The 16,991-nt window shown below is 71.5% G+C and carries 15 protein-coding genes; 11 read left to right on the forward strand and 4 right to left on the reverse strand.

Features of this window, described 5'->3' with window-relative positions; all coding sequences use genetic code 11:
- Positions 1–142 precede the first annotated feature (142 nt).
- Positions 143–985: an SDR family NAD(P)-dependent oxidoreductase gene (locus tag BUE16_RS02535; protein WP_073306820.1), complete on the forward strand. Its 843-nt coding sequence runs from the start codon at positions 143–145 to the stop codon at positions 983–985.
- Between the two features lie 218 nt (positions 986–1,203).
- On the opposite strand, the gene BUE16_RS02540 is transcribed toward BUE16_RS02535, so the two are convergent.
- Entirely contained in the window at positions 1,204–2,049 is an 846-nt protein-coding gene (locus BUE16_RS02540; RefSeq protein ID WP_073306821.1) for a DUF7839 domain-containing protein, read from the reverse strand.
- A 98-nt stretch (positions 2,050–2,147) separates the two neighbouring features.
- Complete coding sequence (locus BUE16_RS02545; RefSeq protein WP_073306822.1) at positions 2,148–2,825, reverse strand: DsbA family oxidoreductase; 678 nt, start codon at positions 2,823–2,825, stop codon at positions 2,148–2,150.
- A 147-nt stretch (positions 2,826–2,972) separates the two neighbouring features.
- On the opposite strand from BUE16_RS02545, the gene BUE16_RS02550 reads away from it, so the two are divergent.
- The 5 genes from BUE16_RS02550 (at position 2,973) to BUE16_RS02570 (ending at position 8,912) form a co-directional block, all read left to right on the forward strand.
- A complete protein-coding gene (locus BUE16_RS02550; RefSeq protein WP_073306823.1) occupies positions 2,973–3,485 on the forward strand; it encodes a zinc ribbon domain-containing protein in 513 nt (170 codons plus the stop codon).
- A gap of 113 nt (positions 3,486–3,598) precedes the next feature.
- On the forward strand, positions 3,599–3,961 hold the full coding sequence (locus tag BUE16_RS02555; protein WP_073306824.1) for a hypothetical protein: 363 nt from the start codon (positions 3,599–3,601) through the stop codon (positions 3,959–3,961).
- Positions 3,962–4,171: 210 nt separating this feature from the next.
- Positions 4,172–6,916, forward strand: a complete 2,745-nt coding sequence (mutS, locus tag BUE16_RS02560) for a DNA mismatch repair protein MutS (protein ID WP_073306825.1) — start codon at positions 4,172–4,174, stop codon at positions 6,914–6,916.
- A 155-nt stretch (positions 6,917–7,071) separates the two neighbouring features.
- The gene (locus BUE16_RS02565) at positions 7,072–8,430 is read left to right on the forward strand and encodes a ferritin-like domain-containing protein (protein WP_073306826.1); all 1,359 of its coding nucleotides are present in this window, start codon (positions 7,072–7,074) and stop codon (positions 8,428–8,430) included.
- 173 nt (positions 8,431–8,603) lie between these two features.
- The gene (locus BUE16_RS02570) at positions 8,604–8,912 is read left to right on the forward strand and encodes a hypothetical protein (RefSeq protein WP_073306827.1); all 309 of its coding nucleotides are present in this window, start codon (positions 8,604–8,606) and stop codon (positions 8,910–8,912) included.
- Between the two features lie 29 nt (positions 8,913–8,941).
- Here the strand turns inward: BUE16_RS02570 and BUE16_RS02575 are convergent, their stop codons facing one another.
- On the reverse strand, positions 8,942–9,601 hold the full coding sequence (locus BUE16_RS02575; protein ID WP_073306828.1) for a hypothetical protein: 660 nt from the start codon (positions 9,599–9,601) through the stop codon (positions 8,942–8,944).
- 23 nt (positions 9,602–9,624) lie between these two features.
- Entirely contained in the window at positions 9,625–10,317 is a 693-nt protein-coding gene (locus tag BUE16_RS02580) for a DsbA family protein (protein WP_073306829.1), read from the reverse strand.
- A 176-nt stretch (positions 10,318–10,493) separates the two neighbouring features.
- On the opposite strand from BUE16_RS02580, the gene BUE16_RS02585 reads away from it, so the two are divergent.
- The 5 genes from BUE16_RS02585 to sppA all read left to right on the forward strand — a co-directional run bounded on the left by BUE16_RS02585 (position 10,494) and on the right by sppA (position 16,927).
- Entirely contained in the window at positions 10,494–11,759 is a 1,266-nt protein-coding gene (locus BUE16_RS02585; protein WP_073306830.1) for a Single-stranded DNA binding protein, read from the forward strand.
- Positions 11,756–13,630, forward strand: coding sequence for a hypothetical protein (locus BUE16_RS02590; RefSeq protein WP_073306831.1), 1,875 nt, complete (start codon positions 11,756–11,758; stop codon positions 13,628–13,630). The genes BUE16_RS02585 and BUE16_RS02590 overlap by 4 nt, the downstream gene beginning before the upstream one ends.
- Entirely contained in the window at positions 13,630–14,448 is an 819-nt protein-coding gene (locus BUE16_RS02595) for a metallophosphoesterase (protein ID WP_079991457.1), read from the forward strand. Before BUE16_RS02590 ends, BUE16_RS02595 begins: the two co-directional genes overlap by 1 nt.
- Positions 14,449–14,806: 358 nt before the next feature.
- Complete coding sequence (locus tag BUE16_RS02600) at positions 14,807–15,730, forward strand: coiled-coil protein (RefSeq protein ID WP_073306832.1); 924 nt, start codon at positions 14,807–14,809, stop codon at positions 15,728–15,730.
- Between the two features lie 177 nt (positions 15,731–15,907).
- Positions 15,908–16,927, forward strand: coding sequence for a signal peptide peptidase SppA (gene sppA / locus BUE16_RS02605; RefSeq protein ID WP_073306833.1), 1,020 nt, complete (start codon positions 15,908–15,910; stop codon positions 16,925–16,927).
- Positions 16,928–16,991 lie beyond the last annotated feature (64 nt).

Below are 16,991 nucleotides of genomic sequence, written 5' to 3' on the forward strand. Positions count from 1 at the left end.
GTCGCGGTCCCCGCAGCCCCCGGGATTGATGTGACGCGCTCCCCGAATCGCGGGCGATGTTCGAATCCCCGCCTCGGGACGGCTCGACGACGCACGCCACGCGGACACCCGCGAACCGGACGCAGGCCACGGGGTGGACGGCATGAGCGACGCCGCGGCCCGCCTCGCCGAGCGCTTCTCGATTTCGGACTCCACCGCGGTGATCACCGGCGCCTCCAGCGGCATCGGTCGGGCGATCGCCGAGGAGTTCGCGGCCGACGGCGCCGACGTGGTCGTCTGCTCGCGCGAGCAGGGGAACGTCAACCCCGTCGCCGAGGAGATCAACGAGACCGAGGAGGCGGCCGCCGACACGGACGGCGGCGCCGAGACGGGCGCGGACGCCGCCCGCGGCCGCTGTCTCGCCGTCGAGTGCGACGTGACCAACCGCGACGCCGTCGACGCGCTCGTCGAGGCGACCGTCGAGGAGTTCGGCGGGATCGACGTGCTCGTGAACAACGCGGGCGCCTCTTTCATGGCGCCGTTCGAGGACATCTCCGCGAACGGCTGGAAGACCATCGTCGACATCAACCTCCACGGCACGGTCCACTGCACGCAGGCGGCGGGCGAGCACCTCGCCGACGGCGGCGGTGCGGTCGTCAACCTCGCGAGCGTCGCCGGGCAGCGCGCCGCCGAGTACATGAGCCACTACGGCGCCGCGAAGGCGGGGGTGATCAACCTCACCGAGACGCTCGCGCTCGAGTGGGCCGGCCGTGACGTGCGCGTCAACTGCATCGCCCCGGGATTCGTGGCGACGCCGGGCGTCGAGCAACAGATGGGCGTCTCCGCCGACGAGGTCGACCGCGACGACGTGGACCGCAGGATCGGGACGAGCGAAGAGATCGCCGACATCGCTCGGTTCCTCGCGAGCGACGCGGCGAGCTACATGACGGGTGAGACGGTCGCCGCGCAGGGTGTCCCGCAGGGCGAGGAGCTTCCGCAGGCCTGAGTCCGGTCGGTTGCGGCCGGCGGCGGCTCCCTGACCCGTCGGGGGATGCCGCTCACAACGCGATGCTGGCGAGGCCGAGCGCGGCCAGCGCCGTCACCGCGAACACGGCCGCGGTGGCGAGGCCGATCCGAACCCGGTCGGCGGTCTCGGTGCGCATACGCGGAGATGCGCGACCTGGTATTTCAATCCACGGCGCCGATTATCGGCGGCGAAAACAGCTACCCGTCGCGAGAGGCGTCGACGACCTCGTAGCCGACAGCAGTCTCGCGGAGGCCGTCGGCGTGCGCGGACAGTTGCCCGGCGACGACGACGAGCACCACGTCGAGCCCGCGCATGGCGGCCTCGCGGACGGCATCGACCGTGCCGAAGCGCACGTCCGGCTCGCGGTCGAACCGCCTGACCGCGGCCACCGCCTCGGTTCCGGCGGCGACGACGAGGTCCGCGTCGGCCGCGAGGTCGCGCAGGCGCGCAGGGTCGACCGCGCCGCTGCCTCCGTCGCGGACCGCGGGGACGGCGACGGCTGTGACGGCGCCCAGCTCGTAGTCGACGACGCCGTCGAACTCGGCGACGCCCACGTCGCGCCCCGACTCGGCCGAGGTGACGGCCGCCGCGGTGGCGCCGCCGGCGTCGGCGGAGCCGGAGTCAGCGGCGGCGACGCTGCGCGCGTGGAGGACCCCGTCGCGCATCGACAGGGCCACGCGGTCGCCCTCCTCGACCGGGCCGTCCGCGAGGGCTGTCTCGACTTCCACGTCGCCGAGCACGTCGCTGGTGACGTGATCGAGGTACTCGTTGAGCTCGTCGGTGCGGGAGATGAGCCAGTCGACCCCTTCCTTCGTGACGCGGTACCGTCCGCGCCCCTCGCGGTCGACGAACCCGCCCTCCGCGAGGTCGCCGAGGTGTTCGGAGACCGCCTGCGCGGTGACGCCGATGGCGTCGGCGATCTCGCGCTGGCTCACCGCGGGCTGTCGTTCGGCGATCTCGACGAGGATCCGGTAGCGCGTCGCGTCTCGCTTGTGTCGGAGGACGCCGAGCCCGGCGTCGCCGTCCGTGGCGTCGTCGCTCACGGTCGATGGAGCGGCCACAGGAACAAATAGGGTTGCGGTCCGCCGCCCGATATCGCGGCGCTGAGCCGATCGACCACAAACGAAGTTGCGCTCTGCGGTCAGTTCGCTTCGAGCAGCCGCTGGAGGTGCGAGGGGGGAACCGCGCCGCGGGCGGCGTGGCCGTCCGCGACGAAGGTGGGAACGCCCGTGACCCCGCGCTCGCGCGCGGCGTCGAACTGCGACTCAAGCTCCTCGGCCAGCGTCTCGTCGTCGACGGCGTCGCGGATCTCCCCACCGTCGACGCCGACGGATTCGGCCAGCTCGACGAGCGTGTCGAGGTCGTCGATTTCGCGGCCGTCCTCCCAGTGGGCTTCGAGGATGGCGTCGTAGAAGCTGCGGAACGTCTCGGAGTCGGCCGACTGCTTCACGTACAGCGCGGCCTGTTGGGCGTCCCACGAGTCGGCGTCATGGACCTCGTCGAACGCGAGCATCTCGTCGGCGTCGTACTCCTCGCGCAGGCGCTGCACGTTCTCGCGCACCTGGTCGTAGTAGTCCTCGTCTTTCCCGTCGTCCACGTCGTCGCGGATCTCGCCGTCGGGCCCGCGCTTGTGCCCGCGCAGGTCGAAGAACTGCCAGTCGACCTCGACCGGCGGGAGTCCGCGGTCGTCGCGGTCGTCGCGGTACTGCCGGAGCGACGCCCGCCCGAGGTAACAGAACGGGCAGACGAAATCGGAGTAGATCGTGACCGGTCGTCGATCGTTCGGTTCGTCTGTTGGGGCGGCATCGTCAACACTCACGGCCGTCGGAAGGGTCGCCGGCTTTTAGATTCCGTCGCTCCCGGCCGTTCTCGGTGCACGACCGATCCGTCTCGCGGACGCCGGGGACGCGCGGGAGCGCTCGCGCTACCGGCGGGTTTTTCACGGGTGCGTCCCGCGTGTCGTGGTATGAATGTCCCCCGTCTCGGCGGTGCGACGGGTCGCAAGCGGCCCTGGCTGGCGGGCCTGCTCGCGCTCGTGGTCACCGGTCTGGGCCACGCGTACCTCCGCCGCTGGCTCCGTGGGTTCGGCTGGTTCGCGGCGACGTTCGCGGCGATCCTGCTGTTCGTCCCCCCGGACGTGGTGGAAGCGCTCAACACGGGCGGTCCGATCGGAAATCCGGTCGAGGCGCTCCCGCCGGTGCTCGTCGTCGTCGCCAGCGCGGTCGACGCGTACATGCTGGCCCGGCGAACGCACGCCGACGCCGTGGACCCGGCCGGAGCCGAGGCCGGTGCCGCCGCGGTCGGGAGTCGTCACCGACCCGATGAGTCGGCGCCGTCGTGTCCCAACTGCGGGAAGGAACTCGACGCCGATCTGGACTTCTGCCCGTGGTGCACGACCGAGTTGGAGTGGATCGACGCCGACGAGTCCGCCGCTCGCGGCGCTGGCGCCGGCGCCGGTGGTCGCGACGGCGGGGGGTGACGCCCGCGACGCTCCACTCGGGGCGTCGACCGCGGGCGAGCCGAGCGCGTCCGGCGCTCCGGTCGGATCGAAATCGCCACCACACTTTCGGCTCCTGCCGTCGCAGATGGGGTATGGTCGCAGTCATTGACTCGCTCATCGTTTTCGTCGTGAGCGCGCTGGTGGGGGGCGCAGGCATCTTCGCCGGGGCGGCGGTGTTGTCGGACGCGCGGAGCTACGGACACGCCGTCTGGACGGCGCTCATCGGCGCACTGGCGTGGGTCGTCGTCTCGACGCTGTTCGGCTGGCTGCCGATCCTCGGGACCGCCCTCACGTATCTCGCGTACCTCGCGGTGATCAAGTGGCGCTACGCGGGCGGCTGGCTCACGGCGGCGGGGATCGCGCTGGTCGGCTGGCTCGCGTCGACGGTCGTGTTGTCCGTGTTGGCGGCGGCGGGTCTCGGCGGGTTCTCGGCGCTCGGGGTCCCCGGCGCGTGAGCCGGCCTGCCCCGCGCGGCGCTCGGCCGACCCGGAGGCGAAACGTAGAAGCGCCCGCCGGAACCCACTTCCAAGCGTCGCCGTCGGCCCGCGGGCGTCGGGTAGGGGCGTCGCTCCGGGGTCGCGGCGGCGACACGCAGTCCGAGCGGGCCGACCGCGGCTGCGACCCGTAGCGCTTTACCCCGAGACGACCCCACTCGGTACCAGACAATGACGACCGACGCCGGCGGCATCGTGGGCGAGTTCCTCTCGCTGAAGGAGTCGACTGACGCGGACGTGCTCGCGATGCAGTGCGGCGACTTCTACGAGTTCTTCGCCGACGACGCCGAGCTCGTCGCCGACGAGCTCGACCTCAAGGTGTCGCAGAAGTCGAGCCACGGCTCCTCGTACCCGATGGCGGGCGTCCCCCTCTCCGAGCTGACGCCGTACCTGACGGCGCTCGTCGAGCGCGGCTACCGCGTCGCCGTCGCCGAGCAGTACGAGACCGACGATGGCCACGCCCGCGAGATCGAACGCGTCGTCTCCCCCGGCACCGTCGTCGACCCCGACGGCGCCGAGGCGCGCTACCTCGCGGCCGTCGAACACGAGGCGAACGCCGACGGCGACCCCTGGGGCGTCGCCTTCGCGGAGGTGACGACCGGCCGGTTCCACGCCGCCGCCGTCTCGGACCTCGACGACGTGCGCGCGGAGCTCCATCGGTTCTCCCCGGTCGAGCTGCTCCCCGGGCCGGGCGTTCGCGAGGACGACGCGCGCCTCGCCGACCTCCGGGACTCGACCGACGCCAGACTCACCCTCCACGAGGCGGAGGCGTTCGCGCCCGGTCGCGCCCGGCACCGCCTCGGCGACCACTTCGGGCAGCAGGCGCTCGGGGCCGTCGGCCTCGACGCGGACCCCGCGGTCGCCGCCGCCGGCGCGGTGCTCCACTACGTCGAGGAGACCGGCGCGGGCGTGCTGGCGTCGATGACGCGGCTCGGGGGGCTCGATCCCGGCGGTCGGGTCGCGCTCGACGCGACGACCCAGCGCAACCTCGAACTCATCGAGACGATGCAGGGCGACTCGACCGGCACCCTGCTTTCCACGCTCGACCACACCGAGACGGCCGCCGGCACGCGGCTGCTGCGCGAGTGGCTCACGCGGCCGCAGCGCGACCGCGCGGAGTTGGAGCGCCGCGGCGCCGCCGTCGCGGCGTTCGCCGGGGCGGCGCTGGCGCGCGACCGCCTGCTCGACGCGCTCGACGGGACCGCGGACCTCGAACGGCTCGCCGCGCGCGCGACGAGCGGGTCGGCGGGGCCGCGCGATCTGGTCGCGGTCCGCTCAGCGCTGGGGCGGCTCCCGGAGCTGGCCGCCGCCATCGACGGCACCGACCTCGCGGACTCTCCGGTCCCCGACGTGCTCGCGCGCCCCGACCAGGCGGCCGCCCGCGACCTCCACGACGAACTGCGCGAGGCGCTGGCCGAGGAGCCGCCGGGGAGCATCGCCGGCGACGGCGGCGTCATTGCCCGCGGCTACAACGAGGAGCTGGACGAGCTGGTGGCGGAGTACGAGGAGGCCGTCGAGTGGCTCGACACGCTCGCCGAGCGCGAGAAGCGCCGCCACGGACTCTCGCACGTCTCCGTCGACCGCAACAAGACGGACGGCTACTACATCCAGGTCGGCAAGTCGGTCGCGGGACAGGTGCCCGAGCACTACCGCGAGATCAAGACGCTGAAGAACTCCAAGCGGTTCGTCACCGAGGAGCTTGAGGAGCGCGAGCGGGCGGTGTTGCGCATGGAGGAGCGCCGCGAGGACCTCGAACGGCGGATCTTCGAGGAGGTCCGCGAGCGCGTCGCGGGCGAGGCCGAACTCCTCCAGGACGTGGGCCGGGCGCTCGCGGAACTGGACGTGCTCGCGGCGCTGGGCCACCACGCGGCGACCAACGACTGGACCCGACCCGAGTTCACCGACGACGACGAGCTCCGGATCGAGGCGGGCCGCCACCCGGTCGTCGAGCAGACGACCGACTTCGTGCCCAACGACCTGGACATGGACCGCGAGCGGGGCTTCCTCATCGTGACGGGGCCGAACATGAGCGGCAAGTCCACCTACATGCGCCAGTGCGCGCTGATCGCGCTGCTCGCGCAGACCGGCTCGTTCGTCCCCGCCGACGCCGCGACGCTCCCGCTCGTCGACGGTATCTACACCCGGGTGGGCGCGCTCGACGAACTGGCGCAGGGTCGCTCGACGTTCATGGTCGAGATGCAGGAGCTGTCGAACATCCTCCACTCGGCGACCGAGGACTCCCTCGTGATCCTCGACGAGGTGGGGCGCGGGACCGCCACCTACGACGGCATCTCCATCGCGTGGGCGGCGACGGAGTACCTGCACAACGAGGTGCGCGCGAAGACCCTGTTTGCGACCCACTACCACGAGCTGACCGCGCTCGCGGAGCACCTCCCGCGGGTCGCGAACGTCCACGTCGCGGCCGAGGAGCGCGACGGCGACGTGACCTTCCTCCGGCGGGTGCGCGAGGGACCGACCGACCGGAGCTACGGCGTCCACGTCGCGGACCTCGCGGGCGTCCCCGGCCCGGTCGTCGGCCGAGCGGACGACGTGCTCGATCGCCTGCGCGAGGAGAAGGCCATCGAAGCGAAGGGATCCGGTGGCGGCGACGAAGATGCCGGCGGCACGACCCAGGCCGTCTTCGACCTCTCTGCGGGGCAGTTCGCCGGCGCGGGCGGCGGGGACGGGGACCGGGGCGACGACGGTGGCGAGACCGGACGCGACGAGACCGGGGGTACATTTGCGGCCCACGCGGGTAACGGCGCCGCGGCGACGAGCGCCGTCGCAGAGTCCGAACGCGATCCGGCCGTCGAAGAGGTGCTCACGGCGCTTCGTGGGACGGACCTAACTGAGATGTCGCCGGTGGAACTGATGGCGACGGTGCAGGAGTGGCAAGACCGGCTCGACGACGAGTGACTCGGTCGGCGGTCGGCCTCCGCGTCCGCCGCGCGCCACCGACCAGAACGAAATTTGGTGAGAGTTCGCCCGCAGACCGGTCCGAATCCCGAGACAGTTCCGTCGCAGTTCGGAAATGGTATTTATTCTGATAGGTGATTGGTCTCGGTGTAGCAATGAGCGATACCCCACGCGGCACGGACGCGACGGACGGGACGGACGCGACGGACGGGACGAACTCGAATACCGACCGGCTCTCGCGGCGCAGGTTCGGCGGCGCGCTGGCGGCCGTCGGCGCGGCCGGTCTCGCCGGCTGTTCGAGCAACACCGGCGGCGGCGGGACGCCGACCGGGGGCACGGAGACAGAGATGGACACGCCCATGGATACGGAGACGGAGACGGAGGAGCCGACTGAGGCGGCCCCGCCGAACCCGGACATCGACGTGTTGAACTACGCGCTGACGCTGGAACACCTGGAGAACGCCTTCTACCGCGAGGGCTTGGACGAGTTCTCTGACGACGAACTGATGATGGCCGACTCGCTGTCGACGTTCAGCGAGACGCTGCGCATGCAGGTGCCCGAATACCTCGCGACCGTCGGCGCCCATGAGGCCGCCCACGTGAGCGCTATCTCCGGGACCATCGAGGACCTCGGCGGCGCACCGGTCGGGGAGGCCGAGTACGACTTCGGCTACTCGACGCCGTCGGAGTTCCTCGCGACCGCGGGCGCGCTGGAGAACACCGGCGTCGCCGCCTACACGGGCGCGGCGGCCGCGATCAAGCAGAACGCGGTGCTCGGTGCGGCCGCGGGCATCCAGAGCGTCGAGGCGCGCCACGCGTCGTTCCTCAACCTGATCAACGGCGAGGTGCCGTTCCCGAACGGCGTCGAGACCGCGAGCACCGTCGAGGAGGTGCTGGAGATCGCCGGCCAGTTCATCACTAGCGAGGTGTCCTCGCCGGCGCCGCTCGACGGCGAGAACGAGCCCGCGGCCGACAGGAAGGCCGACGACGACACCAGTGACGTGGAGGTGCTGAACTACGCGCTGACGCTGGAACACCTGGAGAACGCCTTCTACCGTGAGGGCCTGGAGACGTACTCCGACGACGAGCTGATGAACGCGAGCGTGCTCTCCGACTACGGCGAGGAGCTGCGGATGGCGGTCCCCGGCCACCTCGAAACCGTCGGAGCCCACGAGGCCGCCCACGTGAGCGCGATCACCGACACCGTGAACCAACTCGGCGGGACGCCCGTCGAGGAGGCGAGCTACGACTTCGGCTACACGAACCCCTCCGAGTTCCTCGGCGTCGCGCGGGCGCTGGAGAACGTCGGCGTCTCCGCGTACGCCGGACAGGCCGGCACGATCTCGGCGGACGCCGTCTTCGGCGCGGCCGTCGGCATCCACGCCGTCGAGGCGCGCCACGCGTCGTTCCTCAACGAGCTGAACGTCGAGTCGCCGTTCCCGATGGCTGTCGACGAGCCGCGGACGATGGAGGAGGTCACGGAGATCGCCGGCCAGTTCATCGTCGAGGAGTGAGCGTGTCTGACCGTCTCCGGTCGTCGCGTCCGGCGATCGGGCGGTCGACCGGTCGCGCGCCCCCGCTGACGCGCCCGACACGCACCGACCGCCCGCGACTCCCGCCGCCCCGCGGGTCGCTCCCGGCGGCCCGCACGCGGCCGGGAACCGGGGCGGGGGTCAGGAGGTAGCGCGTGGTCACGTTGTGGGCGACCGTCGCCCGAGTCGCCGCCGGGGTCAATCTGGTGTTGCTGGCGGCGCTCCTGGTCGTCTGGGGACGCAACGCGCTCCGTCTCCGCTCGTCGCACGCGCTCGGCTTGAGCACGTTCGCCCTCCTGCTGGCGGCCGAGAACGCCGTGGCGCTGTACTACTACCTCGCCGACCCGACGCTGTCGGCGTGGTTCTCGTCGTCTGTGCCGCCGGTCGCGTGGCGCGCGATGCTCACGCTGCACCTGTTGGAGACGGTCGCGCTGGTGGCGCTGGTCCGTGTGACCTGGGACTGAGCGCCCCCGACACGGCCCGATCCCGTTTTTTAGCTGTCGACCGGACAGCCGCGGATTTCGGTGCCGCGCATTCCGTCGGCCAGCCAGAACAGCGACAACAGCAGCGGGAGCAGCGCGATCAGCGTGAACTCCAACCCCTCGAACGGGAGCGCGAGCAGGAGCCCCGAGCCCCCGACCAGCGAGAGCAGGCCGACCAGCACCGCCGACCCGCAGGCGGCACAGCCGGCGCCGAGCGCACCGAGCACGACGCCGACGAGGCTGCCCGCGCCGCCCACGGCGTTGCCGGCGGCGGCACCCGCGCGCGCTTCCGCCTCGTCCGCGTCGCCCGCGTCGCCGAACACGCCGTTCTCGCGGAGGTGGTAGGCCGCGACCGCGAGGTTCGCGCCCGTCACCAGCGCGACGAGGACGAGCATCGCGCCCGCCGCCGGTTCGTAGGAGGTCCCGACGAACGGGTACTGCTCGACGAGGATCGTGAGCCTGGCGTCGAGCGGGAGGCTCCCGCCGACTACCGTGTCGCGGACGAGCGCGACGTTCTGGGAGAGGGCGAACCCCGAAAGCGCCAGCACTGCGGCAGCGACGGCGACGACCGCGTAGCCGGGAACGCCGAGCACGAGCCTGACCGTTCGACCGACGAGCCGGAGGTCCCGCTTCGAGGACGGGAGCCGCGGGAGGCCCAGTCGCCGACGCATCCGGGTGAGCCGTGTCGCGCCGCTCATAACTGGAGCGCCGAGGCGACCGTTTCGTAGCTCACGCTGCCCGACGCACGGGTTACGTACGCGCCGTCGCGATAGAGGAACAGCGTCGGGGTCCGGTTCGCCCCGGCGGCCTCGCCGGCGTCGAGATCCGCTTGCACGGCGTCGTCGTACGCCTTCGCCTCCGCGTCGGCGACGACGCCGGCCGCATCGAGGTCGGTGTTCGACGAGAGGAACGACTCCGTCCGGTCGAGGACGTTGTCGCCGTTCAACTGCCCCTGCGCGCCGAAGTAGTAGTCGAACAGGTCCCAGTACGCCTCGGTGCCGTCGTCGCGGGCGTACACGGCCTCCAACGCCTGGGTCGCGGGATCGCCCCACGGGTAGACGATCGGGTACACACGCGAGACGAACCGGAGGTCGCCGTCGGCGACCGGGCCGGACTTGAGCCGCGCGCCGGCGTCCCGCTCGAAGTTCCGGCAGGTCGGACACGAGGGGTCCTCGAAGGCGATTACCGTCGCGCCCGCGTCGACCGAGCCGAGGGAGGGTTGGTCGGCCAGACCCGCGGCGGCAGGGTGTTCGGCGATGGGGGTTCCGGTCCCCGAACCCCCGGATCCGCCGTTTCCAGAGCTGCCCGCGCCGCCCGTGCAGCCGGCGAGCGCGCCGAGGCCCGCGGCGCCGAGCGTCGAGAGGGCCGCGCGCCGAGTGACGTTCATACCTGCTATGTGGACACCGCACACAAGGAACTTCACTCGAGTGGGTGCCGGCGACGCACGACCGGAGCGGTCTCGGCGGGCGACGGCAGTGTCGTGCGTGCCGGAGGTGCCGGCGACCCCGCCGCGAGTGCGCGGTGAGTTTAACAGTTGTCGGGAGGTAGGTTCCGACGGAACACATGGACATCGACGCACACGCCGAGGAGCTCGCCTCCGCTCTCGGCGAAGACACAGCGGAGGTCAAACGCGATCTGGAGAATCTCTTGGAGTACAGCGTGCCGATCGACGAGGCCAAGCAGTCCGTCCGTCGGAAGTACGGCGGCGCGGGCGGCGCCGACGCGACGCCCTCGTCGGTCGACATCGCAGACATCTCGCCGGATTCGGGCAACGTCACCGTCACCGTCCGCGTGCTGACGGTCGGCAAGCGGTCGATCCGCTATCAGGGCGACGACACCGTCATCCGTGAGGGCGAACTCGCCGACGAGTCGGGGACAGTCTCCTACACCGCCTGGCAGGACTTCGGCTTCGAGCCGGGAGACACGGTCACCGTCGGCAACGCCGGCGTCCGCGAGTGGGAGGGCGAACCCGAACTCAACATCGGGCAGTCGTCCTCCGTGGCGATGGAGCAGGACCCGCTCGACGTGCCCGCCGAGGTGGGCGGCGAGCGCGACCTCGTCGACCTGCAGGCGGGCGACCGCGGCCGCACGGTCGAGGCGAAAGTGCTCGAACTCGAACAGCGCACCATCGACGGCCGCGACGGCGAGACGACGATCCACTCGGGCGTCATCGGCGACGAGACCGCCCGGCTCCCGTTCACCGACTGGCAGGCCCGCGAGGCGGTCACGAAGGGCGCGGAGCTTCGGCTGGAGGACGTGTACGTCCGGGAGTTCCGCGGCGTCCCCTCGGTGAACCTCACCGAGTTCACCGAGGTGTCGCCCGCGAGCGTCGCGGTGAGCAACGAGGCGCCGCGCGTCACCATCGGCGAGGCCGTCGGCTCGGGGGGGATGTACGACGTGGAGGTGCTCGGAAACGTGCTCGAAGTGCGCGACGGCTCCGGGCTCATCGAGCGGTGTCCCGAGTGCGGTCGCCTCGTCCAGAACGGGCAGTGCCGCAGCCACGGCCAGGTCGACCCCGAGGACGACCTCCGCGTGAAGGCGATCCTCGACGACGGCACCGCGACCGTCACCGCGATCCTCGACCGGGATCTGACCGAGGAGATCTACGGCGGCACGCTGGCGGAGGCGCTCGAGGCCGCCCGCGACGCGATGAGCCGCGAGGTCGTCGCCGACGACATCGCCGAGACCCTTGTGGGACGCGAGTACCGCGTGCGCGGGCACCTCTCGGTCGACGAGTACGGCGCGAACCTCGACGCGACGGAGTTCGCACCCAGTGATGACGACCCGGCCGCGCGTGCGGCCGACCTCCTCGCGGAGGTGGACGCGTGAGCTCCAGCGACGGCGACGACGGGAGTGACGCCGGGCCGGGGACCCGCGAGGTGGCCCACCGGATCTTCGCCGCGGAGTTCGACGACGCGGACCTCGATCACTCCGAGAGCGACGAGGAGCGCGCGCCCAACTACGTCGTCACGCCGACGGGGCTGCGCGTCAACCGCCTGTTCGCGGTGGGCGTGCTCACGGAGGTGGAGTCCGTGAACGAGCAGACCCTCCGCGGGCGCGTCGTCGATCCGACGGGCGCGTTCGTCACCTACGCGGGCCAGTACCAGCCTGACGAGGCGGCGTTCCTCGACCGGACGGCGCCGCCTGCGTTCGTCGCGCTCACGGGGAAGGCGCGGACCTTCCAGCCGGAGGACTCTGACCTGGTGTACACCTCCGTGCGCCCGGAGAGCCTCGCGACCGTCGACGCCGACACGCGCGACCGCTGGGTCGTCTCCGCTGCGGAGGCGACGCTCCGGCGGATCGCGGTGTTCGCCGAGGCGCTCGCGATGGACGAGCGCGGCGACCGCCTGCGCGCCCGCCTCGAGGACGCGGGGGTCCCCGCGGCGCTGGCCGCGGGGGTTCCGCTGGCGATCGACCACTACGACACCGGACACCGGTACCTCGAGGCCGTCCGGACGCTCGCGGTCGACTCGCTCGCCGTCGTCGCCGACGAGCGCGAGGAGGTGCGCGCGCTCACCGTCGCCCCCGTCGACCGCGGCGGCGCCGACCTCGGGTCGCTTCCCGACGTGCCGTACGACTTCGCGGGCGCGACGGCGCCCGAGGCGGAATTCGACGATCCCGTCGAGCCCGCGGCCGCGGGCACGGACGCCGCGGCGTCGACGGCGTCGACGGTCGACGAATCCAGCGCGGGCGAGACGGAGCGAGCCGGTGAACCGGCCGAGGCAGCGGACGCGACCGGCGACGATGTCGCGGTCGCGGAAGCAGATCCCGGTGCGGGCGCCGAGCCCGAGCCCGTCGAGTCGGCGGACGCGACGCGAGCGGACGAGCCCGAAGACGACGATCCGATCGCGGGCGGCACCGCGGCGGCTGGATCGACCGAGTCGCTGACCGACGCCCCCGACGAATCGGGCGGCGACGGTGGCGAGGCCGCGGCGGCGGAACCCGCGGAAGCGGCCGGCGCTGACGACGACGCCGCGGTCGCGGAGGCCGACCCCGGAGCGGACGCGGAACCGGAGCCCGTCGAGTCGGCCGGCGGTGGCGACCTCGGAGACTTCGAGGACCCGGACGACGGACCGGGCGAGTTCGACGCGGGCGGAGCGGCCGACGCAAGCGGCGAGCCGGCGTCCGCCGACGCGGCCGACGAGGCGGGCGCGCCCGAGGAGGCGGACGACCTCGGCGAGTTCGACGCCGACGCGGATGCCGATCCCGCCAACGCGGACGCCGACCCGGAGGACCTCGAGGACGCGCTCTCCGAGGAGGAGCGCCGCGAGGTCGAGGCGGAACACGGCGTCGAGTTCTCCACGGGGAGTGAGGTTCCCGACGCCGGGGAGTCCGGGATCGAGACGCCGGACCCGGACACCGGGGCGGGCGACACCACGGGGAGCGACGAGTCGACGAGCGACCCGAGTTCCGAGCCGGCCGACGCCGAACGCGAGGAGCCCGCCGGTGGCGGCTCCGACGACGGGTCTGACGACGAGGCCGACGCGAGCGACGCCCCCGCAGATGTCGACCTCGAGAGCGCCGTGGTCGACGTGATGAGCGACCTCGACGACGGCGACGGCGTCGACCGCGAGGCCGTCGTCGCGGCCGCAGTCGATCGCCACGGCGCCGACCCCGGCGACGCGGAGGACGCCATCCAGGAGGCGCTCATGAGCGGGAAGTGCTACGAGCCGGCCGACGGGACGCTCAAGCCGATCTGATGGGTACGGGCACAGACCGCGGAACCGATCAGGGTCAGAGGGGCCCAGCGGATCGCCGGCCGCCGCTCGTCGAGCCGGTGCCCGACGCGCCCGCGGCGGTCGCCGATCTCGGCGACGAGACCGGCCTGCTCCTGGCCGATTACCACGCCGGCATCGAGGTCGGCCTCCGCTACGAGCGCGGCGTCGAACTCGACAGCGCCGCCGCCGAGCGCCGCGAGCGGGTGCTCGACCTGCTCGCGCGCACGGACGCCGACCGGCTCGTCGTCTTGGGCGACGTGAGCCACCGCATCGGCGGCGTCGGCGACGCCGAGGCCGACGAACTGGAGACGCTGCTGTCGGCGGTCGACGTTCCCGTGACGCTCGCGCGCGGCAACCACGACGCGGGGGTCGCCGAGGCGTTCGGCGACCGGATCGAGGTGACGCCGCCCGGAGGTGCCCGCATCGGCCACGTCGGCGTCTTCCACGGTCACACGCGGCCGGCGCCGGAGGTGCTCGGCGCCGACGTGGTCTGCATGGGACACGAGCACGTGGCGGTCAGGCTGGAGGACGCCGTCGGCGGCGCGCGCGCGGAGAAGGCGTGGCTGCGCGGACCGCTCTCGCGGGCGGCGTTCGAGGGCGAGGTGGACCTCGCGGACGCCGGTATCGAGTGGCGAGAGCCGGAACTCGTCGCGTTCCCGGCGTTCAACGACCGGTCGGGCGGCACGTGGGTGAACGTCGACGCGCAGGGGTTTCTCGCGCCGTTCCTCCCCGAGGCGCTGGCCGCGGGCGAAGCGTACCTCCTCGACGGGACGCGGCTCGGGGACTACCGCGTCGTATGAGGCACGCGAGGATGGGCTCCGCGAGCGATCGACACGTCCAGGGGTCCGACCGCGACCCGACCGAGCGATCCGGACGAACGGTCGCGGCGGGCGTCCGATCTGACCGACCGTCGAAGCCACCGACCGCGTGTGAGCGGATCACACGTTTCCGGGGGCGTGAGGGTCCGTATCACGCGTTTTCGGCACGAAACAGCGAAGGAGTTATATACGAAACCCGTATATATGTAGCTACCAGAACGCCTTCGGGCGTGGTGGCATCGATCGCTGAATGACACGGTGTTCTCACCTAATTGGCGGACGCACGCAGTCGCAGAGCGTCCGCTCAGTCCGAAGCAGTATGGTGTCGAGGTAACGAACCATGGTAACGAAAGAGGAAGTTCTCGAAGAGTACGGTCTCGATCAGTTGGATGAATCACGAAACGTCTCCCTTTCCGAGGAGGAACTGGAGAACGATTCGAAGGGTCAGCTGATCAAGAAGGCCGGTCAGCTCCGTGACCGACGTAACGAGCTCAATCAGATGGCGTCCGAGCGCGCGTCCAAGCGCGACGACCTGAACGCGAAGACACGCGAGAAGGTCGACGAGGCGCAGGAACACCGCGAATCGCGGGACGAGCTCAACGAACAGGTCCAGGAGCACAAGGAGTCGCGAAACGAGCTGAACGCCCAGGCGAACGAGCTGTTCGACGAGGTCGAGGAGATGAAGCAGGACCTCGAACTCGGCTCGGGCAAGTCTATCGAGGAGCTCAAAGAGGAGATCGAAGACCTCGAGTTCAAGCAGCAGACCGAGGTTTTGGGCACCGAGGAGGAGCGCGAGCTCATCGAGAAGATCGAGAGCAAGCGCGAGAAGCTCGCGGAGAAGAAGGGGAAAGTCGACCAGAGCGACGAGCTCGAGGAGCTCATCGAGGAAGCCGAGGAGGTCCGCTCCGAGGCGTCGACCCACCACCAGAAGGTGACCGAGCTGGCCGACGAGGCCCAAGAGCACCACAACCAGATGATCGAGGCCTACCGCGAGGCCGACGAGATCCGCGACGAGGCCGACGCCATGCACGAGCTGTTCGTGGAGGCGCAGGAGGCCGCCGACCAGCACCACGAGGACTTCGTCCGTGTCCAGAAGCGCCTGCGCGAACTGGACAAGGAGGAGGAGGAAGAAAAGAAGGAGGAGCGCGAGGCCAAGATGGAAGAGGAGCGCGAGGAGGCCGAAGAGATCTACCAGAAGTTCAAGGAAGGCGAGACCCTCGACACCGAAGACCTGATGAAGCTCCAGAAGACGGGGCTTCTGTAACTCGGACGTTCGACGTTTCTACCGATCGAACCGCCGTTTGACACGCTTCCGTGTTCGACGCGCGACCGCGTTTCACCGCCCGCGAGCGACGGCGCCGGCGACGGTTCCGGCCGCGGTCCTCGCGTCGTCTCGACGCACGTCACCGGATCTTATTCCTCGCCCGGTCGAAGCGTGGCTATGCCAGATACCACAGGCAGATCCCTCACCGGCGCGGTCGTCCTGCTCGCCGCCGGCGCGCTCGCGGCGGCCGTCGGCTACGCGCTGTTCGTGATCCTCCCCGGCGACCTGGCGGAGTTGCTCGGCGTGGTGTTGACGCTCGTCGTCGTCGCGGTCGCGCTCAAGATCGCCGCCGGGACGCTCGCCGCGCGCTTCGCCAACTACACGGTCGCGGAGGTCGCCGTCGAGGGCCCGATCACCCGCGATGGCGACTCGTCGTCGTTCCCGCCGTCGCCGGGGACCCCCGGCGCCGACGAGATTGTCGACCAGATCGAGCGGGCGAACGAGGATCCGAACGCCGAGGCGCTGGTTGTCAAGCTGAACACGCCGGGCGGTGAGATCGTCCCCAGCGAGGACATCCGGCTGGCGGCCGAGCGCTTCGACGGCCCGACCGTCGGGTACGCGACCGACACCTGCGCCAGCGGCGGCTACGCGATCGCCGCCGGCTGCGACGAGCTGTGGGCGCGCGAGGGGAGCGTCGTCGGCTCCATCGGCGTTATCGGCTCGCGGCCGAACGTCCACGAGCTGGCCGACCGCCTCGGGGTCAGCTACGAGCAGCTCACCGCCGGTGAGTACAAGGACGCCGGGCTGCCGCTGAAGGAGGTGACGCCCGACGAGCGCGCGTACCTCCAGGGAATCGTCGACGACTACTACGACCAGTTCGTCGCGCAGGTCGCCGAGGGGCGCGACATGGAGGAGGCGGCGATCCGCGAGACAGAGGCGCGGGTGTTCCTCGGTCGGGAGGCCCGCGAGCGCGGCCTCGTCGACGGCCTCGGCGACCGCGAGGCCGTCCTCGACCGCGTCGAGGAGTTGACCGGTGCCGAGGCGGTGGTCGAGGAGTTCACGCCCACGGGAGGGCTCATGGGACGGCTCCGCGGTGGCGCGACCGCGACCGCGTACGCCCTTGGCGCCGGCGTCGCCGCCGCCGTCGCCGGCGACGGGACGGCAGACGGCGCGAGCGACGTGCGGTTCAGGCGGTAGGCGGCGGCTCCCAGACGCGCCGAGCACGACGGCGTCGCCGGCGACCCGCGTGAACCCCCGCCAT

It is taken from the genome of Halobaculum gomorrense, assembly GCF_900129775.1.
GTDB lineage: Archaea > Halobacteriota > Halobacteria > Halobacteriales > Haloferacaceae > Halobaculum > Halobaculum gomorrense.